Raw genomic sequence first — 21,576 nt, 5'->3', positions numbered from 1 at the left:
TATGAAAAGATTTTTATTTAAAATTTCATTTTACATAATTGGTATTGTTGCTGTATTGCTTTCTTTAGGAACTTTTGCAGATGGTAATACGGATGATAATTACATGCATTATACCGGAACAAAACCTTCTTCTATGATCTTGGGAGATTCGCGAGGTGTTCAGGCTGTTGTTCCTGATGTTTTAGACTCTAAATTGGGTAAGGATAAAAGGTTTAATAATTTTGCATTTAGTATTGCAGAATCTCCTTACGGTAAAGTTTATTTGGAGGCTGTTAAAAAGAAAATTAATCAGGAAACAAAAAAAGGTATTTTTATTCTGACTGTTGATCCCTGGAGCCTTTCATTAGATAAAGACATTAAAAATGAAGCTGAATATCCTGAAATGAAATCTGCATTGGCGGATATGCATTTTTATGATAAAAGTCCGAATTATGAATACCTTATAAAACATTATCCTAGAAGCTGGTTTTACATTTACAAAGAGAGAGAAGCTGTCGCAAAATCTAATACTTATTTGCATAAAGATGGTTGGATGGAAGTTACTGTGAATGTTCATCCTGATACGGTAGTAATAAGAGAAGGTAAGAAAATTAAGGAATATGAAGAGTTAGTGAAAGTTCAAAGACATTCACAAGAAAGGTTAACTTCATTTAAAGAAATGATAGATTTTCTAAAAACTAAGGGAACTGTATATGTAGTAAGAATTCCTGCTTCTGAAAGAATGATGGAAATTGAAACTTATTATTGGGCAGATTTCAGCAAAACAATTAATGAGATTTCGGAAAAACAGAATGTGAAATTCTTCGATTTTTCTCCACAAGCTAAAAATTATATTTATACAGACGGAAATCATATGTATAAAGAATCCGGAAAGATATTTACAGCACAAATTGCAGATTCAATTCTTGTAAGTCAGAAAAATTTAAAATAAATCTTCTCTGAAATTAATATTGTAAAGCCCAGAACGGATGCTTTTGTAATCTGTGATAAGGTATCTTACAATCATACCCCATTTTTTTGATGTAGGAGCAAGAGCTATTCTGTAGCTACGATGTATTCTTTTAATATGCATTTTCACCTCTTCAGGAATTGTATTTTCATTTTTTGCCCAATCATCCACTTCTTTCCAAAGTAAAACTTTTGTTGTAGCAGGTTTTATTTTCTTTGAATCTACTGCTGTAATTCTATTATTTTCATGCACGCCTCTTACCGCAACGGCTTTATCTAAAATTCCGGGATAAAGATCAAGATAATAAGAGAGTCTGAATAAAAATTCGGTATCCTGATGAAGTCTTAAAGTAGTTTTAAAGAAAGGTTTCAGCTTTTTCATCATTGAGTCTCTTCTTATCGTTAAACAATCAATACTGAAAAGCCCAAAACTTCCTCGCATATGAATCTGTCCCGGAAATACATCTTTCGGATCATGTTTCTTATAAACTGTCGTTAAATTATCTCCAAAAAGGCTGTAGTATTGTTCTTTTGCCTTTTCAGAATAGTAATGAACGCCTAAAGCTCCGTACACTCCTTCAACTTTGGGGTCTTTAAATAATTCTTTTTCTGCATCAAAACGATTTGGGAGATAGTAATCATCGGCATCTAAGAATGCAATAAAATCTCCGGTTGCTTTTTCTAAACCTAGGTTTCTAGTTGGACCAGCTCCGTGATTACCTTTATCTGGATGTTGAAATAGTTTTACTCTGTTATATTTTTCAGCTAATTGCTTGCAAACCTGCAATGCATTATCCGGAGATTTATCTTCAACCAAAATTATTTCATATACTTCTTCAAACTGAAGAGCAGATTCTACAGCTTGAATGATGTATTTTTCAGCGTTATAAACGGGTGTGATGACGGAGATTTTCATTTATTTATAATAATTGAAACGGTATTTTGTTTTAAATATCTCAGGGTTTTTTATTACTTCTTTTAAAATGTTGTAATATTTTTTAAATCCTTTTTTCTGAGACAAATCGAAGGATTTATAATTTAAATATATTCTCGTTTTGTATTCTGAAGATAATTTGTTTTCAACAGCCCAATCGTACAAAGACTTCCAGTAAATTTGTTGCCTCTGATTATATTGAGAGGAATATTGAATAATTTTTGTGATTCTATTGTCATCATGAATTCCTCTTATAGCAACGGCTTTATCGATAATTCCTGATTTTAAATAACAGTGGTAAGCGAGTTTTATAATAAAGTCAGAATCTTGATGAACACGAAGATCTTCATTAAATCTAAGATTGTTTCTTTCTAAAGCAGCTTTTTTTATAGTTAAAGTATTTAAATGAAAAAATGTACCAAATGTTTTTGACGTAAAACCTAATAAACCTTTGAAAATTTCTTCACCTTCAGCATGGTATTTTACTGTTGTAAGCGGAGAATCTTTAAATTTTGTTTGATACTCCTGTTTTCCTTTTTCTGTTAAATAGTCTATACCAATCGCTCCAAAAACGCCTTCAAATTTAGGGTTTTTAAAAACTTCTTTTTCAGCTTCAAAACGATTGGGAAGATAATAGTCATCTGCATCTAAAAATGTGATGAAACTTCCTTCTGCTTTTTCTATACCTAAATTTCTTGTTGCTCCAGCTCCGTGATTTCCTTTATCAGAATGTTGAAAAAATTTTATTTTAGAATTTTGTGAAGCTAATTTCAGGCAAATTTTCGGAGAATTATCTGTTGATTTATCCTCAACTAAAATAACTTCTTTTACTTCATTAAAATGTACAGCAGATTCTACAGCTTTTTCTAAAAACTGCTCTGCATTGTAAACAGGAATAATTACAGAAACATCCAACATTACAAAATACTTTGATTATTGTGTGCCCAAAGAGCTAACTGTAGCAAATTCCAATGTTTGTGATCTTTATTTAAGAACTTTTGACTTGCTTTAAAATCAATATAATTAAATATTTTTTGATTCGAGTCTTTCAATAAACTGTTGGAGAGGTTAATCAGATTTTCTTCTTCGAACCAAGTTTTTATACTCATTCCGAAACCCTGTTTTTGCCGCCCTCGAATCGTTTCAGTCCAGTAAGATCCCATAGCTTCACGAAGAATGATTTTGTCATTTTCGTTATCGATTTTTAATTGTTCAGGAAGCTGGATGCAAAATTCTGCAAAATCCAGATCAAGGAAAGGAGTTCTTACTTCCAAAGAATTTGCCATTGCCATTCTATCTGATTTTACCATCATGTTCCCAGGAACATAACCTTCTAAATCCAATCTCATGATGTCATTCAATGAATCGGGATTTGCACTGAAGCTGTAAGGTTGAGAATATGTTGATGTAATTCCCAATGCCTTTTTTTCTTCTTGATTAAATGAATTTCTTACAAAATTCTTATGAAAATCCAGAATGTTTTCATGTTGTAAGTTTTTTTGGGAAAGAAAAGAAATAGGCTTTACTTTCTGATATAAATTTAACCCAAACTGAGCAATAATATTTTTATAGCTAAAATGCTTTCTTAGTTGATTCTCAACTCTATAAAAGTTGTAGCCTCCAAATAATTCGTCTCCAACATCTCCCGAAAGAACCACGGTAAGATTTTTTCTTGCATTTTTACAAATTTCAAAATGCGGAATAAAAGATATATCAGCAAATGGTTCATCAAAAAACGGAGAAATTTTTAAAAGTGAAGTTGCCAAATCTTCTTTTTTCTCATGCACTTCAACGTGATTTGTTTTGTACTTTTCTGCGATTTCCTTGGCATATTTCAATTCACTATCTTCATGGTCATAGCCAAAACTGATTGTGGTTTGTTTAGGTAAAAACTCCGCCACTAAAGCAACAATTGATGAAGAATCTAGTCCGCCACTTAAAAAACTCCCGACCTCTACATCAGCAATAAGTTGTTTTTGTACTGCTTTTTTTAAAAGGTATGTGAATTCTTCTTTAGCATCAGATAAACTTAATATTCTGTCTTTTGCAGGCAAACTATAATATCTTGAAACATTGATTTTTCCTTCCTTCCAAATTAACTGATGAGCAGGAGGAAGTGTGTGTATATTTTCATAGATACTGTGATAAGTACTTACGTATCCATACTGTAAATAATAAGAAATTGCTTCCTGATTTACTTTCGGCTGAATAAGTCCTGAAGCTAAAATTGCTTTGATTTCAGAAGCAAAAATAAATTCATTGTTCTTTCCGAAAGCATAGAAAAAAGGTTTTTCACCGAAACGGTCTCTTGCACAGAATAATTCCTGTTTTTCGTTGTCCCAAATGGCAAAAGCAAACATACCGGGAAGATCATGAATTAAATTTTCCTTTTTTCTTTGGTACATCGCTAAAATAACTTCCGTATCAGAACTTCCGCGATAGGGATATTCGGGATATTGTGCTTTTATGTTTTGATAACCGTAAATCTCACCATTCAGAACAATACATTCGTTTTTTGTGCTGGAAAACATGGGCTGTTTTCCATTTTCAGAAAGATCTATGATGGAAAGTCTGCGATGACCTAATGCTGCATTTTCGTAAAATTCAAAATCAGAAGAATCGGGACCGCGATGCACCATTGCATCGGTCATTTTTTTAAGTTCTCCGTGATAGTTTTTTGCATTGCTGCCTATAATTCCTGCAATTCCACACATTTGTAATTAATTTTTGTTGATTCTCTGAGAAGGAATATATAAGGTAAAACGTCCGGTTTTTACAATCTTGTAGTTTTCTGGATTATGTACAAACTTTAAAGGTATGATTTCTTTTGGACTAAAAGGGTAATCATCACTTTCAATATAAATGAAATCATCTGGAGTTTTATTCATTTTTTTAATGATAAAACTTAAATAATCTTTTAATGTAAAATAATAATAAATAGGAGGGGAGGCATCCAAAATATATAAATACCCCATTAAATGATTGCTCGAATAGATAATGTCTTTTTGATTTTGAAGATAAGGGCGAAGATCTTCAATGTCTTTTTTTCTTCCTTTATCTAAATATAAATCGTATCCGTTAATTTGAACTTTTTCGGTTTGTTCAGTAAATACAAAATCTTTCCAACCTTTGTCATGTAAAATATCTGGAAATCTAATGATCATTGTGCAAATAAAAATAAGATAACCCAACATCCATAATTTATTTTTGTACAGCCTGTTGATGATCACCAAAATTATTAAAAAATAGTAAAATTTATATGCGTTTAAACGTATATGAAACCAAGTTTGTGAACCAAATGCAAGACAATACGGTATAACTAAAAGTAGAAGAATTAAATACTTACTCTCTTTAGAGATTTCTTTATCTAAAATAAATCGAAGGACTAATAAATGAGTAAATGAAATAAAAGAGAAAATATAATATGTTTGAAAAAATATAAAAAGAGCAAGACAAAGTACACCAATAAATGCAATTATTTTATCAAGTATCTCTATCTTAAATTTAAATTTCCAAAATAGTAAACCAATTATAAGTGGAGGTAAAATTCCGTTTAAAAATAAATAAACGCACCACAAAACCATAAAAGTTTTAGAATGCTGTTTTCTATGAAATGGTAAGTACTCTTTTAAAAACTTTAATTGATCCATGAAATTATCAAGAGTATCTAAAAAAGTAAAATAAATGATAATTCCTGTAGCAAAGCCAATGAAAAAATAGAGAAATACTAATTTCCATTGCTTTGGATTTTGAAAGAATAGATAAAGCATGATAGGAATAACTATAATGCTGTGTGAATTTCCGTTAAATAAAATGAAAGAAATTACAAATCCGGCTATTGTAAGAATCCATTTTTTTTGATAAACAAATGATAAAAGAATTAATGAAACTCCACAGTTTACTAAAATTGTATTTCCAATATACTGTTGTAAAATTAAATTACTGATGCTCCATGTTTCAAACCCTATCAGAATTCCTAAGAAACTTAAAAGAAAGATGTTTTTTTTGAAATCAAAATATTTTAGAGTAGAAAAGAATAACAAAAAATTACTCAAAACTAATGCGGTAATCGATATTATCCTGAAAATATATATGTTGGGAGTATAAAGAAATTTAAATATTCTGAAAAAATTTGTTCTGTCGAAGCTTAAGCTTTCACCTTGATTTTTGTAGTAAGAGAGATAGTAGGCTTCGTCATTAAAGATAAAGCCTTGGTCAAGATTCATATATGTAATACAAGCTAAAAATAGAGCTCCGATAAAGAATATAAAAGAGGAAAGTGTAAGACCTGAATTTTGTAGTATCTTATTCATCCGTATTATTTTTCGCATTCAAAAATAAAAGCAGAAGCAATATTTTTACTTAAAGGATGCTTTTGCAAAATTACATCTAGAAACTTAATTGGAAATGTAAGACACATTAATATAATTAAAATTAAGTTGTGTAATGGTTTTATACCAAAAGACAGCAACATGGCAATCCATTCCTGAAGCAGCCATAGCATTCCACCCGTAGGACTATTAGCGTGAATTTTAAGATTTTTAAAGTCTTTAAATTGCACTTTAATACCTTCATAGGTAAATCTTTGAAAATCATAAGGCGAAGCATGAAATCCTTGCATAAATGGGATTTCACAAAGAAGCTTTCCTCCAGGTTTTAAAACTCTGTAAATTTCTGAAATTACGGCTTGAGGATTGGGAACGTGCTCAAGAACAGCAATGTTGATTATTTGATCAACACTATTATCTTTAAAAGGAAGTTGAGTAATATCACAGACAACATCCACTGGTTTGTAAGGGATAAGGTCTACATTTATAATGTCATCTCTTAAATCTGTGTAACCACTACCAAGATTTAAAATAACTTCATTTTTGTTTTTTGTCTTAGATAACAGTTTTTTTAAAAAAAAATATCGAGAAGGATACTGGGGTGAAATAATGTAAATCAAAAAATCATAAAAAGCCTGAAAATTTTTGAAAAATGTTTTAATCTTATCTAATGAATCGGAAACTATTTCTTCTTCAAAAGGAGTAAAAACAAATTTTTTGTCTTTATATTCATAGGGGCTCTCTGGTTTAAGGATTTTTTTTATATTTTCTTTCATGATCGTGTAATCTTTGATGGTACGAATTTGTGTTTGGCAAAAGTCAATTTGTCGGTTGTTTATATATTAATCGTTTTTTCAATAATTGTGTAGGGGCGACTTCTTACTTCGTTATAAATTCTATAGATATACTCCCCAATTATTCCTAAGGAAATAAGTAAGATTGAGTTAAAAAACATAATCATAATGATAAGCGTTGTATAACCAGCAACATCAATTTTGTTATTAAAATATCTTATTATCGTAAATATTGTAAAAACACATGAGATAAATAATCCAATATTCCCTAATAAGCTAATAACCTGTAACGGCAATGAAGAAAAAGAGAATATGCCATCTTTTGCTATTTTAATAAGCTTTTTCAATGAATAACCAGACTCTCCGTCAATTCTTCCGCTTCTTTCATATTCCACACCAACTTGCTTGTAGCCTACCCATGCTCTAATTCCTCTGAGGTAGGGATTTTGCTCATTTAGCGAAAGCATTTTATCTTTAATGTTTTTTGTCATTACACAAAAATCGCCCGAGTCTAAAGGAATTTTGGTGTCGCTTATAGAGTTGAGCAAACGATAAAAGCTTGTGTAAGCTAATTTTTTTGCTCCACTCTCTTTTCTCTTTTTTCTCACTCCATAAGCAACTTGATATCCATTGTCAAGCTCTTGGAAAAATCGTGGAAGTAAAGAAGGCGGATCTTGTAAATCATCATCAATAATAGCGATGTAATCACCTGTTGCGTAGCTTAAACCCGTTTTTACGGCTATCTGATGTCCGAAATTTCTAGATAACTTAACTGCTTTTATGTAATCATAATGGTCGGAAAGTTTTTCTATTACTTCAAAACTGTTATCAGGGCTTCCATCCTCAACTAAGATTAATTCTAAGTCCCAATTGGAAATTTTTTTTTGATCATCAACTGCTTTAAGTGTTTTATCAAGAAATCGTGAAGAATTATAAACTGGGATTACAATCGTGATTTTCATTTTCACCTTATAATGTTTTTGTGTGAGTCCAAAAATACGTAAATTATTAAATATTAAGAAACGTAGAGTTCCGTTGTTTTACTAATAAAGCTATTTCATACAAATTCTTCTCTTCTTTTTTTATTTTTTTATATTTCTGAAGCAATTTTTTATATTGTGCAATATTACCTGTAAGAGAACTTTTTACCATACTTTGCTTCAGTGCTTTTTTCTCTTTTTGTAAAGAATCTGATAGATTAGGATTTATTATTTTAGTTTCTATAGTTAAATCCTGAAAAAGATTAGAATCTACTTTGCTTAAATTTTGTTTTCCATCGTGTACAACTTTGCTCGAGGGAATGAGAAGAAGTTTTTTTTGATGAAAGTGAACTCTGTTTACGTATTCATTATCCTCACCATAATGAAAAAAATAAGGATTAAATCCGCCAACTGTATCTATCGTATCTTTAGGAATGAGCCAATGAGCGGCATTTACAAAGCTTATTTCATAATAATCTTTTACAGTCTGAAAATAAAAATCTGAAATTAATCGCGTTTTCTCAAAATTAATTGCGATATATTTATCTAAAAAAATATCCAAAAGTTTCTCGGAACCATCAATCTGCATTGGGCTCATTATACCAATTTCGTCTTTATTTGGAAACTCATGATAAACTTTTAATAGCTTCTCAATACTATCCGGATAAATCCAGGCATCTTGATTCATCAAATAAAAAAAATCTGCACCGTTTTTATATGCTGTTTCAATTCCTATATTATTTGCTTTTCCAAACCCTAAGTTCTTTTCTGATTGTATGAAAGTAACTTCCGGGAAATTAGCATTAATATATTTTTGAGTACCATCAGAAGAGCCATTGTCTATCACAATAGTATGTACAGCAACTGTTGATTGCTGTAAACTTTTAAAGCATCTTTCTGCCCATTTCATGGCATTATAAGTAACAATAATGATTTGAATATTAGGCATATTTGGGCTTAATAATATTTTTGAATAAGTTTCTTTAAATATTCATCTGAACTAAATTTTGAGAAAAAAACTTTTGTGTGGTCACTAAAATCTACTTTGTAAGAATCTCCCAGTTCCGTTTCTTTATAAACAGCTTTTTTCTCAATATCTTCCTCAATTGAAGATATAATTTCTTTTAAACTGTAATTATACGGGAAAGATAAATTGATGGTCTGATTGGTTAAGGTGGAGGAGTGGTGGGAAAGGAACTCAGAAATATCATCAATATCAATCAGTATTCTAGTCGCTTTGTTGTGTAAGACAAAAGAAGACTCATTATTTATTTGTTCTCTAAGAAAATTAAAAAGAGTGTTTGGATTGCCTCCTTTTCCGACAACATTTCCTACCCTTACAATAAGGTATTTTTTGCAATTATTTTTTATGAAATTCTCAATATTAAGTTTGTGAATTACGTAAGGACTGTCTTGTTTAGATTGATCGTTTACACTTAAAGTTGAAAAGTAAATGATTTGATGCTCTTTATTGTTTTCTATACTATTTTGAAGCAGTGAAAACTCTCGTTCAAATTCTGAGGTTCTTGTTTCTAAAGAATTAGATACTCCTGAAGCAAAAAATATAATATTTTCGGAGTCTATATTTTGTAAAGATGTTGCAATAAGCCCTTTTCCTATAATCATTAGTTATATTTTTCTAGTCTAAAAAAGTTAAGATTTTATAATAATATTTCATTTTCAAATGGGTTATTATATTTTTTGGAAACGAAAGGTTATTAATAAATTGTTTATAATCAGATGCACATTTTTTTTTATAATTACTATAAAGTTTTATATTCAAATTTAAATCAGCTACTGAATTTTCTACAAATTTAAGTCTTTTAATTGTATCGTAAATTTCAGATAAGTTGTCTTTTTGGCTTTTATTGTTACTAAATCCTATATTCTGGCCATCATGAATTCTGTAAGCAGATAAAACTTCAGGCATCATTATGAATTTTCCATCATTGCATGATTTTAGAACAATTTCATAGTCATGAATAATGGTAGAGTTTACTTTTTTCAGGGGTAAATATTTATTTTTAGCTTCTTTTGTAATGGCCATTGTCATCCCTGGAAAGACGTTCCTTTTATAAAGAAGGTATTCTGATATTTCATAATTATCGAAATCCTTATTAAATTCTTCACTGTTCCAAAAAGATTCTGACTTAGAAATATTATCCTTATCAAATAATAATTCCAAATCATGGCAAAAAACATTTTTCTCAGGATTTTTTTTCAGATAATCAAGAGTGATTTCTACTTTGTTTTCTCGCCAAATGTCATCTTGGTCACATAAAAAAATTAAGTCTCCGGAACATTGATTAATGGCTTTTTCAAAGTTATCTACGTACCCAAGATTTTCAGAATTTTGTATAATACTGAAAAGAGAAGGATGTTTGCGTTGGTATTCTTTAAGGACAGTTAAGGTTTTATCTGTAGATCTATCATCACAGACAACAATCTCGTTTACAGAAATTGATTGTTGAAGAATACTGTCTAACTGCTCAGAAAGATATTTTTCACCATTATAAGTGCAAAGTGCTACAGAGATATTTACTTTTTGGGATACCACAGTGACTTAAATTTAAGGTAATATTTTAAAACTTTAGTATTCTGTAGTTGTCTTATATAGTTTTTTTGATTTAGATTTTCATTATTAAGAATGTAATTTTGCGTATTGAGACGTTCGAATAACATTTTTTTAATATTGTCTTCAAAAGTGTTGAAAATAAATTCGTTAGCTTTTTGACTGTCGTTATATACACTGATGAAATTTTTTGAAATTCCATTTTGATGTTGACGGTATTTAACCAAGGCTTCATCTATAAAATGGACTGAAGGAGTATTTTTACTAAAGATACTAATCCAAAATATCCAGTCTTCTTTTGCTTTCAGTTCTTTTTTAAAGGTTATTGTTTTAATTAAATCTCTTTTGAAAAGTATCGTGTGAATCGGAATGTTAAAATCAATATCCCATCTTCTTACAATATTTTCAAGGTTGATTTCATACTTTTTGAGATCTGAAAAAGGTTTAGATGTGATGTTACCTGTTAACATTTCAAAATTTGAAATTATCATGTCGTGATTTTCAGAATATGATAAAGATGTATGTAATTTATCTTCACTCATTACATCATCACCATCCAAAAAGAGAATCCAGTTTCCAAAAGATTTTTCTAAGCCTAAATTTCTTGCAGCAGATGGTCCTTCATTAATTTTTTTATAATATTTGAAGCGAGAGTCTTTAAGAGTCCAGTTTTTTGCAATTGCCTCGCTATTATCTGTACTGCCGTCATTGATGATGAAACATTCCCAGTCACTATATGTTTGCTTAAAAACAGATTCTAAACATTCATTAAGATAATTCTCTTGATTATAGCACGGAACGATAATGGAAATAAAGGCCTGAGACATACTGTGTTTTAGAGCAGTAAAGATATTAAAAAATCAGCTATAAAGATAGTTTGTTAAGAGGTGTTAATGTAATAAATCTCAGCCTGATTTAGCTTAGTTTATAATTTTAAAAATATAATGATTATCCTCTGTAATGTGTTTAGATTTTTATTGCGGAATTTTTATCAATCCGAGGGAGTGCAGGAGTTTTACAAGCCTGTATTTTTTCAGATGATTAAATTTATTTTCTGCGTTTAAGAGTCTTTTATTTTCGTTCTGTAATGCTGACAATTTCTGTAAATCATATTTTGCCATTGGAAAATACTCAGAAAACGTAAGTTCTTTTTCATAATTTATTTTTTCTTGATTTTGTTTATTGGAACTCAGGCCATCAAGATAAAACGTTGAAATTGTTTCATCAATATGTTTAAAACTTGCTTTATGTGTACATATCGATATCAGGAACCATTTCCAGTCTGAGACTATTTTAAGATTTTCATCATAATTACCCCATTTTTGAAATGCTTTTTTACAGATAAATGTGGCGGGATGAGGAAGAGATTCATCGTAGAAATAAAGTAATGATAATTCTGAAGAATATTTTTTAATATAAGTATGCTCATCACTTGCCAATTCTAAATTACCATAGATAATGTCTTCTCCAGATAAATGTTTTGCAGCCACAGATAAAGAATTTTCATCGTAGAAATGATCACCACTGTTGATGAATATTAAATATTCACCTTTTGCAGCAGTAATTCCTTTATTCATCGCATTATAAATTCCTTTGTCTTGCTCACTTACCCAAAAAGTGATGTTGTCTGAGTATTTCTCAAGAATATTTTTAGTTCCATCCTGCGAACCGCCATCAATTATAATATATTCAAAATCTGAAAAACTCTGTGAAATCACATTACTTAGTGTTTTTTCAAGACCTTCTTTGTTGTTGTAGCTGACGGTAATAACGGATATTTTTGGAGACATTGTAAATGTTTTTATATCGATACTTTATTTAGAATAAAAGACTGTGTAGATCTGTCGAATACTATAGTAGGCGGTGCTTTGAAAAATTTTTCTCTAAGAAAATTAATTTTACTGCCATATTTTTTTCTGTTGATATAGAATGATATTCTATTGTTTGAAGAATTTATTTTCTTACTATAGCGTATAATATTTTCTAAAGCTTTTTTATCAGTTACTGTTAAATTATTTTCTATCTCGAGTGAAATTTGTGACCTAGCTTCTATTAAATATTTATCTAAATGGTCTAATGATAACTGGTTTTTTGATCTTTGCCTAAATCCCCCAATTAAGGCGCTTGTTACATAAAGCTTTTCATATCTAAAGAATCGGAGCCACAAATCTAAATCTCCGGCAAGTTTTAAATTAGAATTAATTTTCGAATCTGCCTGAAGCCATAAATCGCGGTGCCAAAAAGTTGATTCTTGCTGGATCCATTCAAATTTTCCTAAATAATAATCTAATTTAGACCAACTTTTAAATTTTTCTGTTGCTATAGTTCTGCCTTTTTCATCTATTGTTGTGGGAAGACCTTGCAGCCATTTTACAGGTTTGCAATTTGTGAAAATTTCAGCAACAGTAAATAATGCCTTTTTGTGGTATATATCGTCAGAATTTAGCCATGCCATAATTTCTCCAGAAGATTTCTCCAGACCTTTTTGAATTGCATGGTATAACCCATTGTCAGGTTCACTTACCCAATAAGCCAAATGATTCTCATATTTTTTTATAATATCAATAGAATTGTCTGTACTTCCACCGTCAATAATAATATATTCCAAGTTGGGATAGTCTTGATCAATTATTGATTTTATGGTTTCTTCTAAATAATCTCCACCATTAAAGTTCGGAGTAATTATAGATATTTTGGGGTAAATCATTTTTATGTGTGCGTTTTTCAAAAAAAATTATTAACAAAAGGATCAAAGCATTTTTATTAATTGATTGATTTCTCTTTCTGAAAATTCCTGGTACTTAGGGTTTTTAAGTTTCAGTTTTTGAATGAAACTTGTTTTTCGACCAATTTTATTCTTAAGTCTTATTTTATAATTTGAGAAATTTTTCACATCATCCATATTTTCATTCATGAGTAGTTGAAAAAGTTTACCAAAATGAGGATTATATTGCTGATATATTTTTAACAGTTCCAATTGTCTTTTATTACCTCCTGTTCCTGATTTATGATCTTTGTGAAAACGGTATAAAGATATACATTCAGAAAGAGGTTGCAGGGTGTATTTTTTCTCGGCTCTTAAAAACCACTCCCAGTCGAAGCCAAAATGAACATTTTCACTTAGAGGCCCAACTGATTTCCAAATATCTTTTGACCAAAATGATGATGGTTGAATTACATAGTCTGCTTCATTTAAACGCAACATTTCGACATCTTTAATGACATCACTTCCCCAAGTAATAAGATTATCTTCATTTTTAAAATGTATACAGTTGCCGAAATAAATCTTAGAAGGATCTTCCAAATATTTTGAAGCGACAAAATGGAGGATGTTAGGCATGAGCATATCATCACTATTTAGCCACATTAATATATCTCCGGTACATTTTTCAAATCCTTGATTAATGGCATCTGCCTGTCCTCTATCTTTTTTTGATTGCCAATATGCGAGATTATTCTCATATTTTTTAATGATTTCTTCAGATGAGTCTGTGCTTCCACCATCCATTATGATATATTCCAAATTAGGATAATTTTGTCCTAAAACAGACAAAATTGTTGCTTCCAGATATTGTGCCTGATTATATGAAGGCGTGATGATAGATATTTTGGGCAAATTCATCTGTACATAGTTTTTAAAATCTGTGAAAATCTTTCAATAAGATATCGCTTGTTTTTGGATTTGGAAACCAATAAGAAATACTTTCTTAATAGAGTCAATTTTATTGTGTAATTGTAACAATTTATTCCTAGTAGTAAATTCATAAGTTTTTTAGTAATCACTAGATTATCTAAAGAATTGTTTTTACTATGATTTAGAAAAGAAAAGATCATATCAAATTGTGAAAAATAAATATTGTGCATGTTTTTTTCTTGCCAAAGTTGGCGTGTAATAGAATTCTCAAGCCATCTATAGTATGCACTCACATTGCTGTCACCATAAATTTTATAATTTCTTGCAATCCCTAAGATTAAATGCCAATCTTCTGAAATATAATTTTCATTAAATTTAAAATTAATTTTTTTTAATAAATCCAATCTCATAGTACAGGATTGAATCCAAAAGCTAAAATTATTAATGCAATGCGCAAAAACATCTCCTTTAGGCAATTCACTATCACTCGGGAAATAATGTTGATGTTTTTCTTCTTTTAATAGTTGACTGTCTTTATCTATTGATAGCATTTTTCCATAGTATAATGCATAATCCTCTCCTAATTTTTCTAAATGATCTACTTGTTTAATTAATTTATCATCACTCCATAAATCATCAGAAATAAAAGCTAAATATTTACCGGTTGATTTATCTAAAATTTCATTTAAACCGGCATGCACACCTTCATTTTTCTGTCTAAAATTTACATAAGTTTTATAACCTAAATCTTGATTTTGGTCTAGCCAATCCTTAATATATGAAACAGAAACCTCATCAGTGGAACAATCATCAATGATGATAAGTTCAACATTAGGATAATTCTGTCTTTTAATACAATCAAGAGATTCTACTACATATTTTCCTGTATTGTAACATAAAACACCAATGGAAACTAAAGGAGCATCACTTACTGCCATTCATTTACTGTTTTGATGACATAATCTGTTTCTTCATCTGTCATTATGGGACTTATAGGTAAACTGATTATTTCTTTATGGATCTGTTCCGTAATGGGAAAGCTTAAATGATTTAATTCTTTATATGCTTGTTGTTTATGCGGAGGAATCGGGTAATGTATTAAAGATTGTATTTCATTTTCAAAAAGATGTTTCTGAAAACTTTCTCTTTCCGTCGTTCTCACTGCAAAAACATGCCATACATGCTCATCATGAGGATTTTCGGGTAAGATAATTTTTGAATTTTTGATTCCGGAAATGTATTTTTCTGCAATTTGCCTTCTTATATCATTATCAGTATCAAGATACTTTAGTTTTACATCTAGCACTGCGGCTTGTATTTCGTCTAAACGAGAATTTAAGCCTTTAAATTGGTTGACATATTTTTCTTCAGAACCATAATTGGCTAATGCCCGAATCGTTTTTGCTAATAAGGCGTCGTTTGTAGAAACAGCACCACCATCACCAAGAGCGCCTAAGTTTTTACCCGGATAAAAACTGAATCCGGCTGCATCAGCCAAATTTCCAGTCTTCGTACCATCATATTTTGCTCCTATGGCTTGAGCGTTATCTTCTATTAATTTTAGATTGTGCTTTTTTGTTATCTTTTGTATATCATTAGAAAATACAACTCGACCGTATAAATGAACAATTAATACTGCTTTGGTTTTTGGTGTAATTGCTTCTTCTATTTTCGAAATATCAATATTGTAGGTGCTGATTTCAGGTTCTACTAAAACAGGTACAAGATTGTTGTCTGTAATTGCTAATATGCTTGCAATATAAGTATTGGCTGGAACTATAATTTCATCACCTTCCTGCATAATTCCTAATTCAATATAGGCTTTCAGAATCAGACGAAGGGCATCTAAACCATTTGCAACACCAATTATTTCTCTGCAGCCAATGTATTGACTGAGATTTTTCTCAAATATTTTATTTTCTTCTCCCAGAAGATACCAACCTCTTGATAAAACCTGATGAATACGAGCTTTAATCTCATCATCATGTCTTAAATTAATTTTTTGAAGGTCTAAAAATTTAATCATCTTTAAAATATATTCAATATAAAATTACCTCGTAACATCAAATTTCTTTGCATATTATAAAGCCATACTTGCCATAATCGTTACCATTATAAAGTAAATATTTTGTCTCATTTACTTCAAAAACAGCAGGATATGCTTGCATTTTATCATCATTCATATCACTACCTTTTGGAATGATTCTTTCTTGATTTCTTTGCCAGTTTTCTAAATCATTAGACACCGCCGAAGTTAACCAATATGGATTTTCTTCGGTACCATAACCAAAATACATTTCATACAGATTTTTATTTTTAAACACATAAGGTCTCCCTAAACGATGTTCATTTTTTTCACATTTAAGGAGAGTATTTCCTGATTTGGGAAATTCGTCATGGTTCTGGGATTTTAAATGTCTGATATCATATTTAGGTAATGTTTTGTCTTTACCAGAATCAAAATCAGACCCACCTCCATAAAAAGCATGAAATTCATTATTAATTTCTAATACAGAATGAGCAACTCTAAAGAGCTGTTCATCTTGAGTACGGTCTAAAACTGGTACGTTGAAGCATCTTGTAAAAGTCTTGCCAAAATCATCACTTACTGCAAGTCCTCCGAATACTAAAAATCGCACATTTTTTGGGATTTGATATCCTGCATAATAAAGGTATATCTTACCTTTTAAGCTTAAAACTGCACTTGGAACAACACCATTGTCGTCAAAACACCCAGGAGTACCGACATCTAATACAGGATTATCGCTAACTCTCAAAATATTTGATGGGTCATTTATATCCAAATCTACAAAACCTACTCTTGAGATACCCGAAGCATCTCGAAAGCCACAGAAAACTCTAATTTCATTTTCTAAAACAATCGGAGTAGGTTGCAAAGCTGAATGTTGAAACCAATTGTTAGTATACTTTTGTGCATCAAAAGCACCAATCTTTTCCCAATTCATAAAAAAGTACTTATTTAATTAAAAGTAATTTATTAACGTTTTTAAACATTATAAATATTCTTCAGAAACTTGAAAAGCTTCATAGCTTGTCTTAGAACTTGGTCTTGCAGGAGAACCTACTAATAGCTTTCCATCTTCAGAGTTTTTCACAATGAGAGATCCGCTACCAACAATATTGTCATTTCCTAATGTTATATTATCATTAAAAGTACTGTTTACTCCCAAGAAAGAACTTTCTCCTATAACGCAAAAACCAGAAATTACCACGTGCGAAGAAATATAAACATGGTCTTGAATTTCTGTTCTGTGACCAATATGATTCCCCGACCATAAAATGATATTGTCTCCCAGTTTTACATGATGTTGAATTACATTGTTTTCAAAAATAAACACGTTTTCTCCAACCTGTACATTTCTCCAAACAAAAGCTTTACTGCTGATGTAGCTTGCACAAGTATATCCTTTTGCTTTTGCCTCAAGAAACATTTTTTTTCTGACTCTGTTTAGTTGAACGTACGAAACAGCAACATAAACATCTACTTCACTCGGTGGAAATAAATTTTCTAATTCTTCAAAAGGATAAACAGGAAGTTGATATGGGTTGTTTTCTGTAAGAAATTCTTTATTTACACTAAACCCGATTACTTCGTAAGGAGAATCGTAGGTGAAATACTCGTATGCGATTTCGGCAGTTTCGCCCAATCCTACAATAATTAGTTTTTTTTGTTTTTCCATATTTAATGTAATTTTTTGTATAAAGTTTCTCTTAATACTCCTCTTCCTCCAAAGCTTTCTTTAAAATGGAAAAGCCCTTCGTTGATAAATCTACCCTCATTTTCATTTGCAGTTCCCAAATTGAAGAAGTTGAAACCTTCTTGTTTCCCCCAATCAATAATATAATCGATAATTGCATTAATTGGTCTGAATTCTTGATAACTGTTGTCTTGTGCAATATACTGTGCGTGAATGCTTTTGTTTAAAACAAATATGACGCAACCTGCAATCAAAATATTTTCGTGGTAAGCACCAAATAGTTTAACTTTTTCTTTCCCAACATTATTGCGAAGATTTAGTATAGTCTCAATAGAATGTGTAGGCTGTTTTTGATATTTTTCAAAGAGATTTTTAGATAAAATATCCCAATATCCTTCGAAATCCTCTGTTTCCTGTACCTGTACATTTTTCCAGGCTTTTACAGTATTGTATTTAGTGCCCTTATCATACTGTTTTTTTATAACATCAATAGAAGGTCTTAGGTCTATATATGTTTCGAGCTCTCTATACTTGATCTCAAAACCATAATACCACATTGCATAATCTGTTTCTTCACTAATGGTTTCGTAAAATATTTTGAATGGATTTCTAACAACAATTTCGTCTGCCAATTCTTCTTTGGCAACATTAAGTGTTAAATCTAAAAGCTCTAAAGCGTCTTTAACTCCAATGCCTTTTGATATAATAAAACCACCATATGTACTTCTTGCATGAGAATTTATAATTTTTTTCCCATCCTTGGTAAAAATAATTGCAGGAAGTACTGCCACAATTTTATTTTTTTTCATAAAAAGCAGCGAAAAATCATCTTTTATATTTTGCTCATTATGATCATAGAAAGCTCTGGAATGCAAAAAATTACCATTAATAGCGGTGGTAATAAATTCTTCCCAGTCTTTTCGGAATTCTTCAGTATATTTTATAACTTCCAAAACTTTTGCTGATATTATTTTTTGAACAAGCTATAATCTCTTATATAATCACTTTCATCGTATTCCATGCTTGCAATACACATTTGAACAGCATTGTGGCTGTATTTCATTGTACGCCAACATTGCTTTGGTATATAAACTCCTTTGTCCGGAGAATCTAAGATAAACTCAAATAATTCTCCATCATTTGTTTCAATATTCAAAGTTATTTTCCCTGCCATTGCAATAAGTACTTGCTCCAAATTGTGATGAGAATGAAAACCTCTTACAACATCTTCGGGTGTAAAATACGTCCAGTATATTCTTTTAGGAACAAAAGGAAGTCTTTCTTTTTCAGCAATTGAAATATAGCCAGTAGAACGGTCTCCTGTTCTGGAAAAATCAATGAGTGTTGGTTTTTTATAATTGTGGCTCATAGTTAATTTGAAAATTTAGGTTTTGTCTTATAATTCCAGGTAATATAGAGCTGTTTGATGATGAACTTTCATTCATAATTTCAAAACTGCAAATTTGTTCATTTATATAGAGAATATACCTTTGATTTTCGCCAAAGATTACTTTAAAATAATAATTACCCGCATTCAAAAGTCCACTTGGAATTGCAAAGTCTAAGGTGTAAATCCCTTTTTTTGAGTCTCTATTTTCGCTAAGAATGCAGCCGGTGTGAAAAACCGGAATTTCTTCAAAAGTTAAAAGTTCTATTGTACAATCTAAATTTATATTTTCTCGAACATTATAGAATACTATTTTTCCTGCAATTTCAGAAGAGATAGTAATTAACTCAGTATTTTTAGATTTAATTGAAAATTCTAAAATTTTAATATTTTCGTTCCCGATGCTCTCGCTAATATTGCCGGAAGAATAATAATTTTGGATAAGATTAGAGTTTTTTTGATACTCGTTCACCACTTCTATAATATTTCCAGTAGAGACAACACTACCTTTATCTAATAAAATTCCGTTGTTGCAAAGACTTTTCACAGCCGCCATATTATGACTTACAAATAGAATTGTTCTTCCTTCTCCTTTTGTAACATCACCCATTTTTCCTAAACATTTTTTTTGAAAATCTGCATCTCCTACTGCTAAAACCTCATCAACAATAAGAATTTCAGATTCTAGGTGAGCTGCAACAGCGAAAGCTAACCTTACGTACATTCCGGAAGAATATCTTTTTACTGGAGTATCTATGTATCTTTCAACTCCGGAGAAATCTACGATCTCATCAAATTTTCGGGTAATTTCTTTTTTAGTCATTCCTAAAATAGCACCATTAAGAAAGACGTTTTCGCGACCTGTCATTTCAGGGTGAAAACCTGTTCCTACTTCCAAAAGTGAAGCAATTCTGCCATTGGTATAGATTTTTCCTGTAGTAGGTTTTGTGACCTTACTGAGAAGTTTTAAAAGAGTAGATTTTCCGGCACCGTTTCTGCCAATAATTCCAACGGCATCACCTTGTTGGATTTCAAAATTAATATCCTGAAGTGACCACACATATTCTGAGCCGCCTTTAGTACTTCTATCATTAGATTCTCCTATTTTAAGGTAGGGGTCTTCTTTTCCTCTTACTTTATGCCAAAACCTATTGAGGTCATGAGTTAATGTCCCTGTTCCTACCTGTCCGAGTCGGTATTGTTTCGATATGTTTTCTGCCTTTAGTGCAAGCATGTGTTTAATTTAATATAAATTTTTAATCAACTATTTAGTGATAATTATCATCACTCCTTTAAACAGTGTCTATAAATGATTTTTCAGATTTATTGAAAATAACAATTCCGATTAATAATATAATAATGATAAATATAAAACTAAATAAAAGTCTTGTGATATTAAAATCTCCGGAACCAATAAATCCATATTTAAAACACTCAAAAATAGGTGTTAAAGGATTCAAATCTGCCAAAAAACCGTAACTTCCTAATTGTCGTTTTACTAATGAGGTTGGCAAAATAACAGGTGTAAACCACATGAATAAACTCACCCCAAACCCTAATAATAAAGACAAATCTCTGTATTTTGTAGTAAGTGAGGAAAATATCATTCCTAATCCTAAAGAAAATAAAGCTAAAAAAATAATTAAAACAGGAAAGAAAAATGCCCAAGAATTTGGTTGTACTTCACCTTTGGATATGTAATACGCCAAAACGATCCAAAATAGGAGTAGCTGTATAGCAAGTCGCATGAAACTTGAGATAATTGTAGAAATCGGAGTTACTAGTCTAGGAAAATATACTTTTCCGAACATCCCTGCGTTTCCTGTAAAAACATTTGATACGCTTAGCATTGTAGTGCTAAAATATCCCCAAAGTGTGTTTCCTGCCAAATAAAATAGTATAGGAGGAATGCCATCTGTTGGCAAATTAGCAATGTTTCCAAAAACAAGTGTAAAAACTATAGTAGTTAAAATAGGATTGATGAAAAACCAAAGCGGGCCTAAAATTGTTTGCTTAAAAGACGAAATAAAATCTCTCTTTACAAACATTAAGACCAAGTCACGGTATCGCCATACTTCTTTTAAATTGAGTTGAAATAAAGAGTGATTAGACTCAATAGTTTCTGTCCACTTCTGTTGTGGTTCATTCATTTGTGGGGAATTTTTACAAATTTAAAATAATTAATCGATTTATAGTTTACTGAATCGTGAAATCTTCTTCATATTCAGATAAATGCAGAGTAAATATAATAATATTTATTTTTTTTGAACAAAAAAGCTA

At 30.5% G+C, this 21,576-nt stretch carries 22 protein-coding genes; 1 reads left to right on the top strand and 21 read right to left on the bottom strand.

The window, feature by feature from the left end; translation table 11 throughout:
* The first annotated feature begins 1 nt into the window (after position 1).
* Positions 2-931, top strand: a complete 930-nt coding sequence (locus OF897_RS00165; protein ID WP_267263667.1) for a hypothetical protein — start codon at positions 2-4, stop codon at positions 929-931.
* Here OF897_RS00165 and OF897_RS00160 read toward each other — a convergent pair.
* The 21 genes from OF897_RS00160 to OF897_RS00060 all read right to left on the bottom strand — a co-directional run bounded on the left by OF897_RS00160 (position 923) and on the right by OF897_RS00060 (position 21,446).
* Entirely contained in the window at positions 923-1,864 is a 942-nt protein-coding gene (locus OF897_RS00160; RefSeq protein ID WP_267263666.1) for a glycosyltransferase family 2 protein, read from the bottom strand. The two genes, OF897_RS00165 and OF897_RS00160, sit on opposite strands and share 9 nt — an antisense overlap.
* Entirely contained in the window at positions 1,865-2,800 is a 936-nt protein-coding gene (locus OF897_RS00155; protein WP_267263665.1) for a glycosyltransferase family 2 protein, read from the bottom strand. It lies immediately after the preceding gene.
* Complete coding sequence (asnB, locus tag OF897_RS00150) at positions 2,800-4,596, bottom strand: asparagine synthase (glutamine-hydrolyzing) (RefSeq protein WP_267263664.1); 1,797 nt, start codon at positions 4,594-4,596, stop codon at positions 2,800-2,802. Before asnB ends, OF897_RS00155 begins: the two co-directional genes overlap by 1 nt.
* Before the next feature lie 6 nt (positions 4,597-4,602).
* Positions 4,603-6,195, bottom strand: a complete 1,593-nt coding sequence (locus tag OF897_RS00145) for a hypothetical protein (protein WP_267263663.1) — start codon at positions 6,193-6,195, stop codon at positions 4,603-4,605.
* A 5-nt stretch (positions 6,196-6,200) separates the two neighbouring features.
* The gene (locus OF897_RS00140) at positions 6,201-6,986 is read right to left on the bottom strand and encodes a class I SAM-dependent methyltransferase (protein ID WP_267263662.1); all 786 of its coding nucleotides are present in this window, start codon (positions 6,984-6,986) and stop codon (positions 6,201-6,203) included.
* 59 nt (positions 6,987-7,045) lie between these two features.
* Positions 7,046-7,966 carry a glycosyltransferase family 2 protein gene (locus OF897_RS00135; RefSeq protein ID WP_267263661.1) on the bottom strand — a complete coding sequence of 307 codons (921 nt, stop codon included), beginning with the start codon at positions 7,964-7,966 and terminating at the stop codon, positions 7,046-7,048.
* Positions 7,967-8,012: 46 nt separating this feature from the next.
* Positions 8,013-8,933 carry a glycosyltransferase family 2 protein gene (locus OF897_RS00130; RefSeq protein ID WP_267263660.1) on the bottom strand — a complete coding sequence of 307 codons (921 nt, stop codon included), beginning with the start codon at positions 8,931-8,933 and terminating at the stop codon, positions 8,013-8,015.
* Positions 8,934-8,941: 8 nt separating this feature from the next.
* Positions 8,942-9,610, bottom strand: coding sequence for an NAD-dependent epimerase/dehydratase family protein (locus OF897_RS00125; protein WP_267263659.1), 669 nt, complete (start codon positions 9,608-9,610; stop codon positions 8,942-8,944).
* A 13-nt stretch (positions 9,611-9,623) separates the two neighbouring features.
* Entirely contained in the window at positions 9,624-10,541 is a 918-nt protein-coding gene (locus OF897_RS00120; protein ID WP_267263658.1) for a glycosyltransferase, read from the bottom strand.
* Complete coding sequence (locus OF897_RS00115; RefSeq protein ID WP_267263657.1) at positions 10,523-11,383, bottom strand: glycosyltransferase family 2 protein; 861 nt, start codon at positions 11,381-11,383, stop codon at positions 10,523-10,525. Before OF897_RS00115 ends, OF897_RS00120 begins: the two co-directional genes overlap by 19 nt.
* Before the next feature lie 147 nt (positions 11,384-11,530).
* The gene (locus tag OF897_RS00110) at positions 11,531-12,346 is read right to left on the bottom strand and encodes a glycosyltransferase family 2 protein (protein ID WP_267263656.1); all 816 of its coding nucleotides are present in this window, start codon (positions 12,344-12,346) and stop codon (positions 11,531-11,533) included.
* An 11-nt stretch (positions 12,347-12,357) separates the two neighbouring features.
* The gene (locus OF897_RS00105; protein ID WP_267263655.1) at positions 12,358-13,284 is read right to left on the bottom strand and encodes a glycosyltransferase family 2 protein; all 927 of its coding nucleotides are present in this window, start codon (positions 13,282-13,284) and stop codon (positions 12,358-12,360) included.
* A gap of 21 nt (positions 13,285-13,305) precedes the next feature.
* Positions 13,306-14,178 carry a glycosyltransferase family 2 protein gene (locus OF897_RS00100; RefSeq protein WP_267263654.1) on the bottom strand — a complete coding sequence of 291 codons (873 nt, stop codon included), beginning with the start codon at positions 14,176-14,178 and terminating at the stop codon, positions 13,306-13,308.
* A complete protein-coding gene (locus OF897_RS00095) occupies positions 14,175-15,128 on the bottom strand; it encodes a glycosyltransferase family 2 protein (protein ID WP_267263653.1) in 954 nt (317 codons plus the stop codon). The genes OF897_RS00100 and OF897_RS00095 overlap by 4 nt, the downstream gene beginning before the upstream one ends.
* Positions 15,119-16,216 (bottom strand): DegT/DnrJ/EryC1/StrS family aminotransferase, encoded by a 1,098-nt coding sequence (locus OF897_RS00090; protein WP_267263652.1) that lies wholly within the window; start codon positions 16,214-16,216, stop codon positions 15,119-15,121. The genes OF897_RS00095 and OF897_RS00090 overlap by 10 nt, the downstream gene beginning before the upstream one ends.
* A gap of 37 nt (positions 16,217-16,253) precedes the next feature.
* Positions 16,254-17,156 carry a glycoside hydrolase family protein gene (locus tag OF897_RS00085; protein ID WP_267263651.1) on the bottom strand — a complete coding sequence of 301 codons (903 nt, stop codon included), beginning with the start codon at positions 17,154-17,156 and terminating at the stop codon, positions 16,254-16,256.
* A 48-nt stretch (positions 17,157-17,204) separates the two neighbouring features.
* Entirely contained in the window at positions 17,205-17,891 is a 687-nt protein-coding gene (locus OF897_RS00080; protein ID WP_267263650.1) for an acetyltransferase, read from the bottom strand.
* A gap of 2 nt (positions 17,892-17,893) precedes the next feature.
* Entirely contained in the window at positions 17,894-18,862 is a 969-nt protein-coding gene (locus OF897_RS00075; protein WP_267263649.1) for a GNAT family N-acetyltransferase, read from the bottom strand.
* A gap of 14 nt (positions 18,863-18,876) precedes the next feature.
* Positions 18,877-19,278 (bottom strand): sugar 3,4-ketoisomerase, encoded by a 402-nt coding sequence (locus OF897_RS00070; protein WP_267263648.1) that lies wholly within the window; start codon positions 19,276-19,278, stop codon positions 18,877-18,879.
* Positions 19,262-20,530: an ABC transporter ATP-binding protein gene (locus OF897_RS00065; protein ID WP_267263647.1), complete on the bottom strand. Its 1,269-nt coding sequence runs from the start codon at positions 20,528-20,530 to the stop codon at positions 19,262-19,264. The genes OF897_RS00070 and OF897_RS00065 overlap by 17 nt, the downstream gene beginning before the upstream one ends.
* A gap of 58 nt (positions 20,531-20,588) precedes the next feature.
* Positions 20,589-21,446 (bottom strand): ABC transporter permease, encoded by an 858-nt coding sequence (locus OF897_RS00060; protein WP_267263646.1) that lies wholly within the window; start codon positions 21,444-21,446, stop codon positions 20,589-20,591.
* Between the last annotated feature and the right edge of the window lie 130 nt (positions 21,447-21,576).

The sequence above is a fragment of the Chryseobacterium formosum genome (assembly GCF_026460885.1).
Taxonomy (GTDB): Bacteria; Bacteroidota; Bacteroidia; order Flavobacteriales; family Weeksellaceae; genus Chryseobacterium; species Chryseobacterium formosus.
This window is presented reverse-complemented; position numbering and strand designations above follow the sequence as displayed.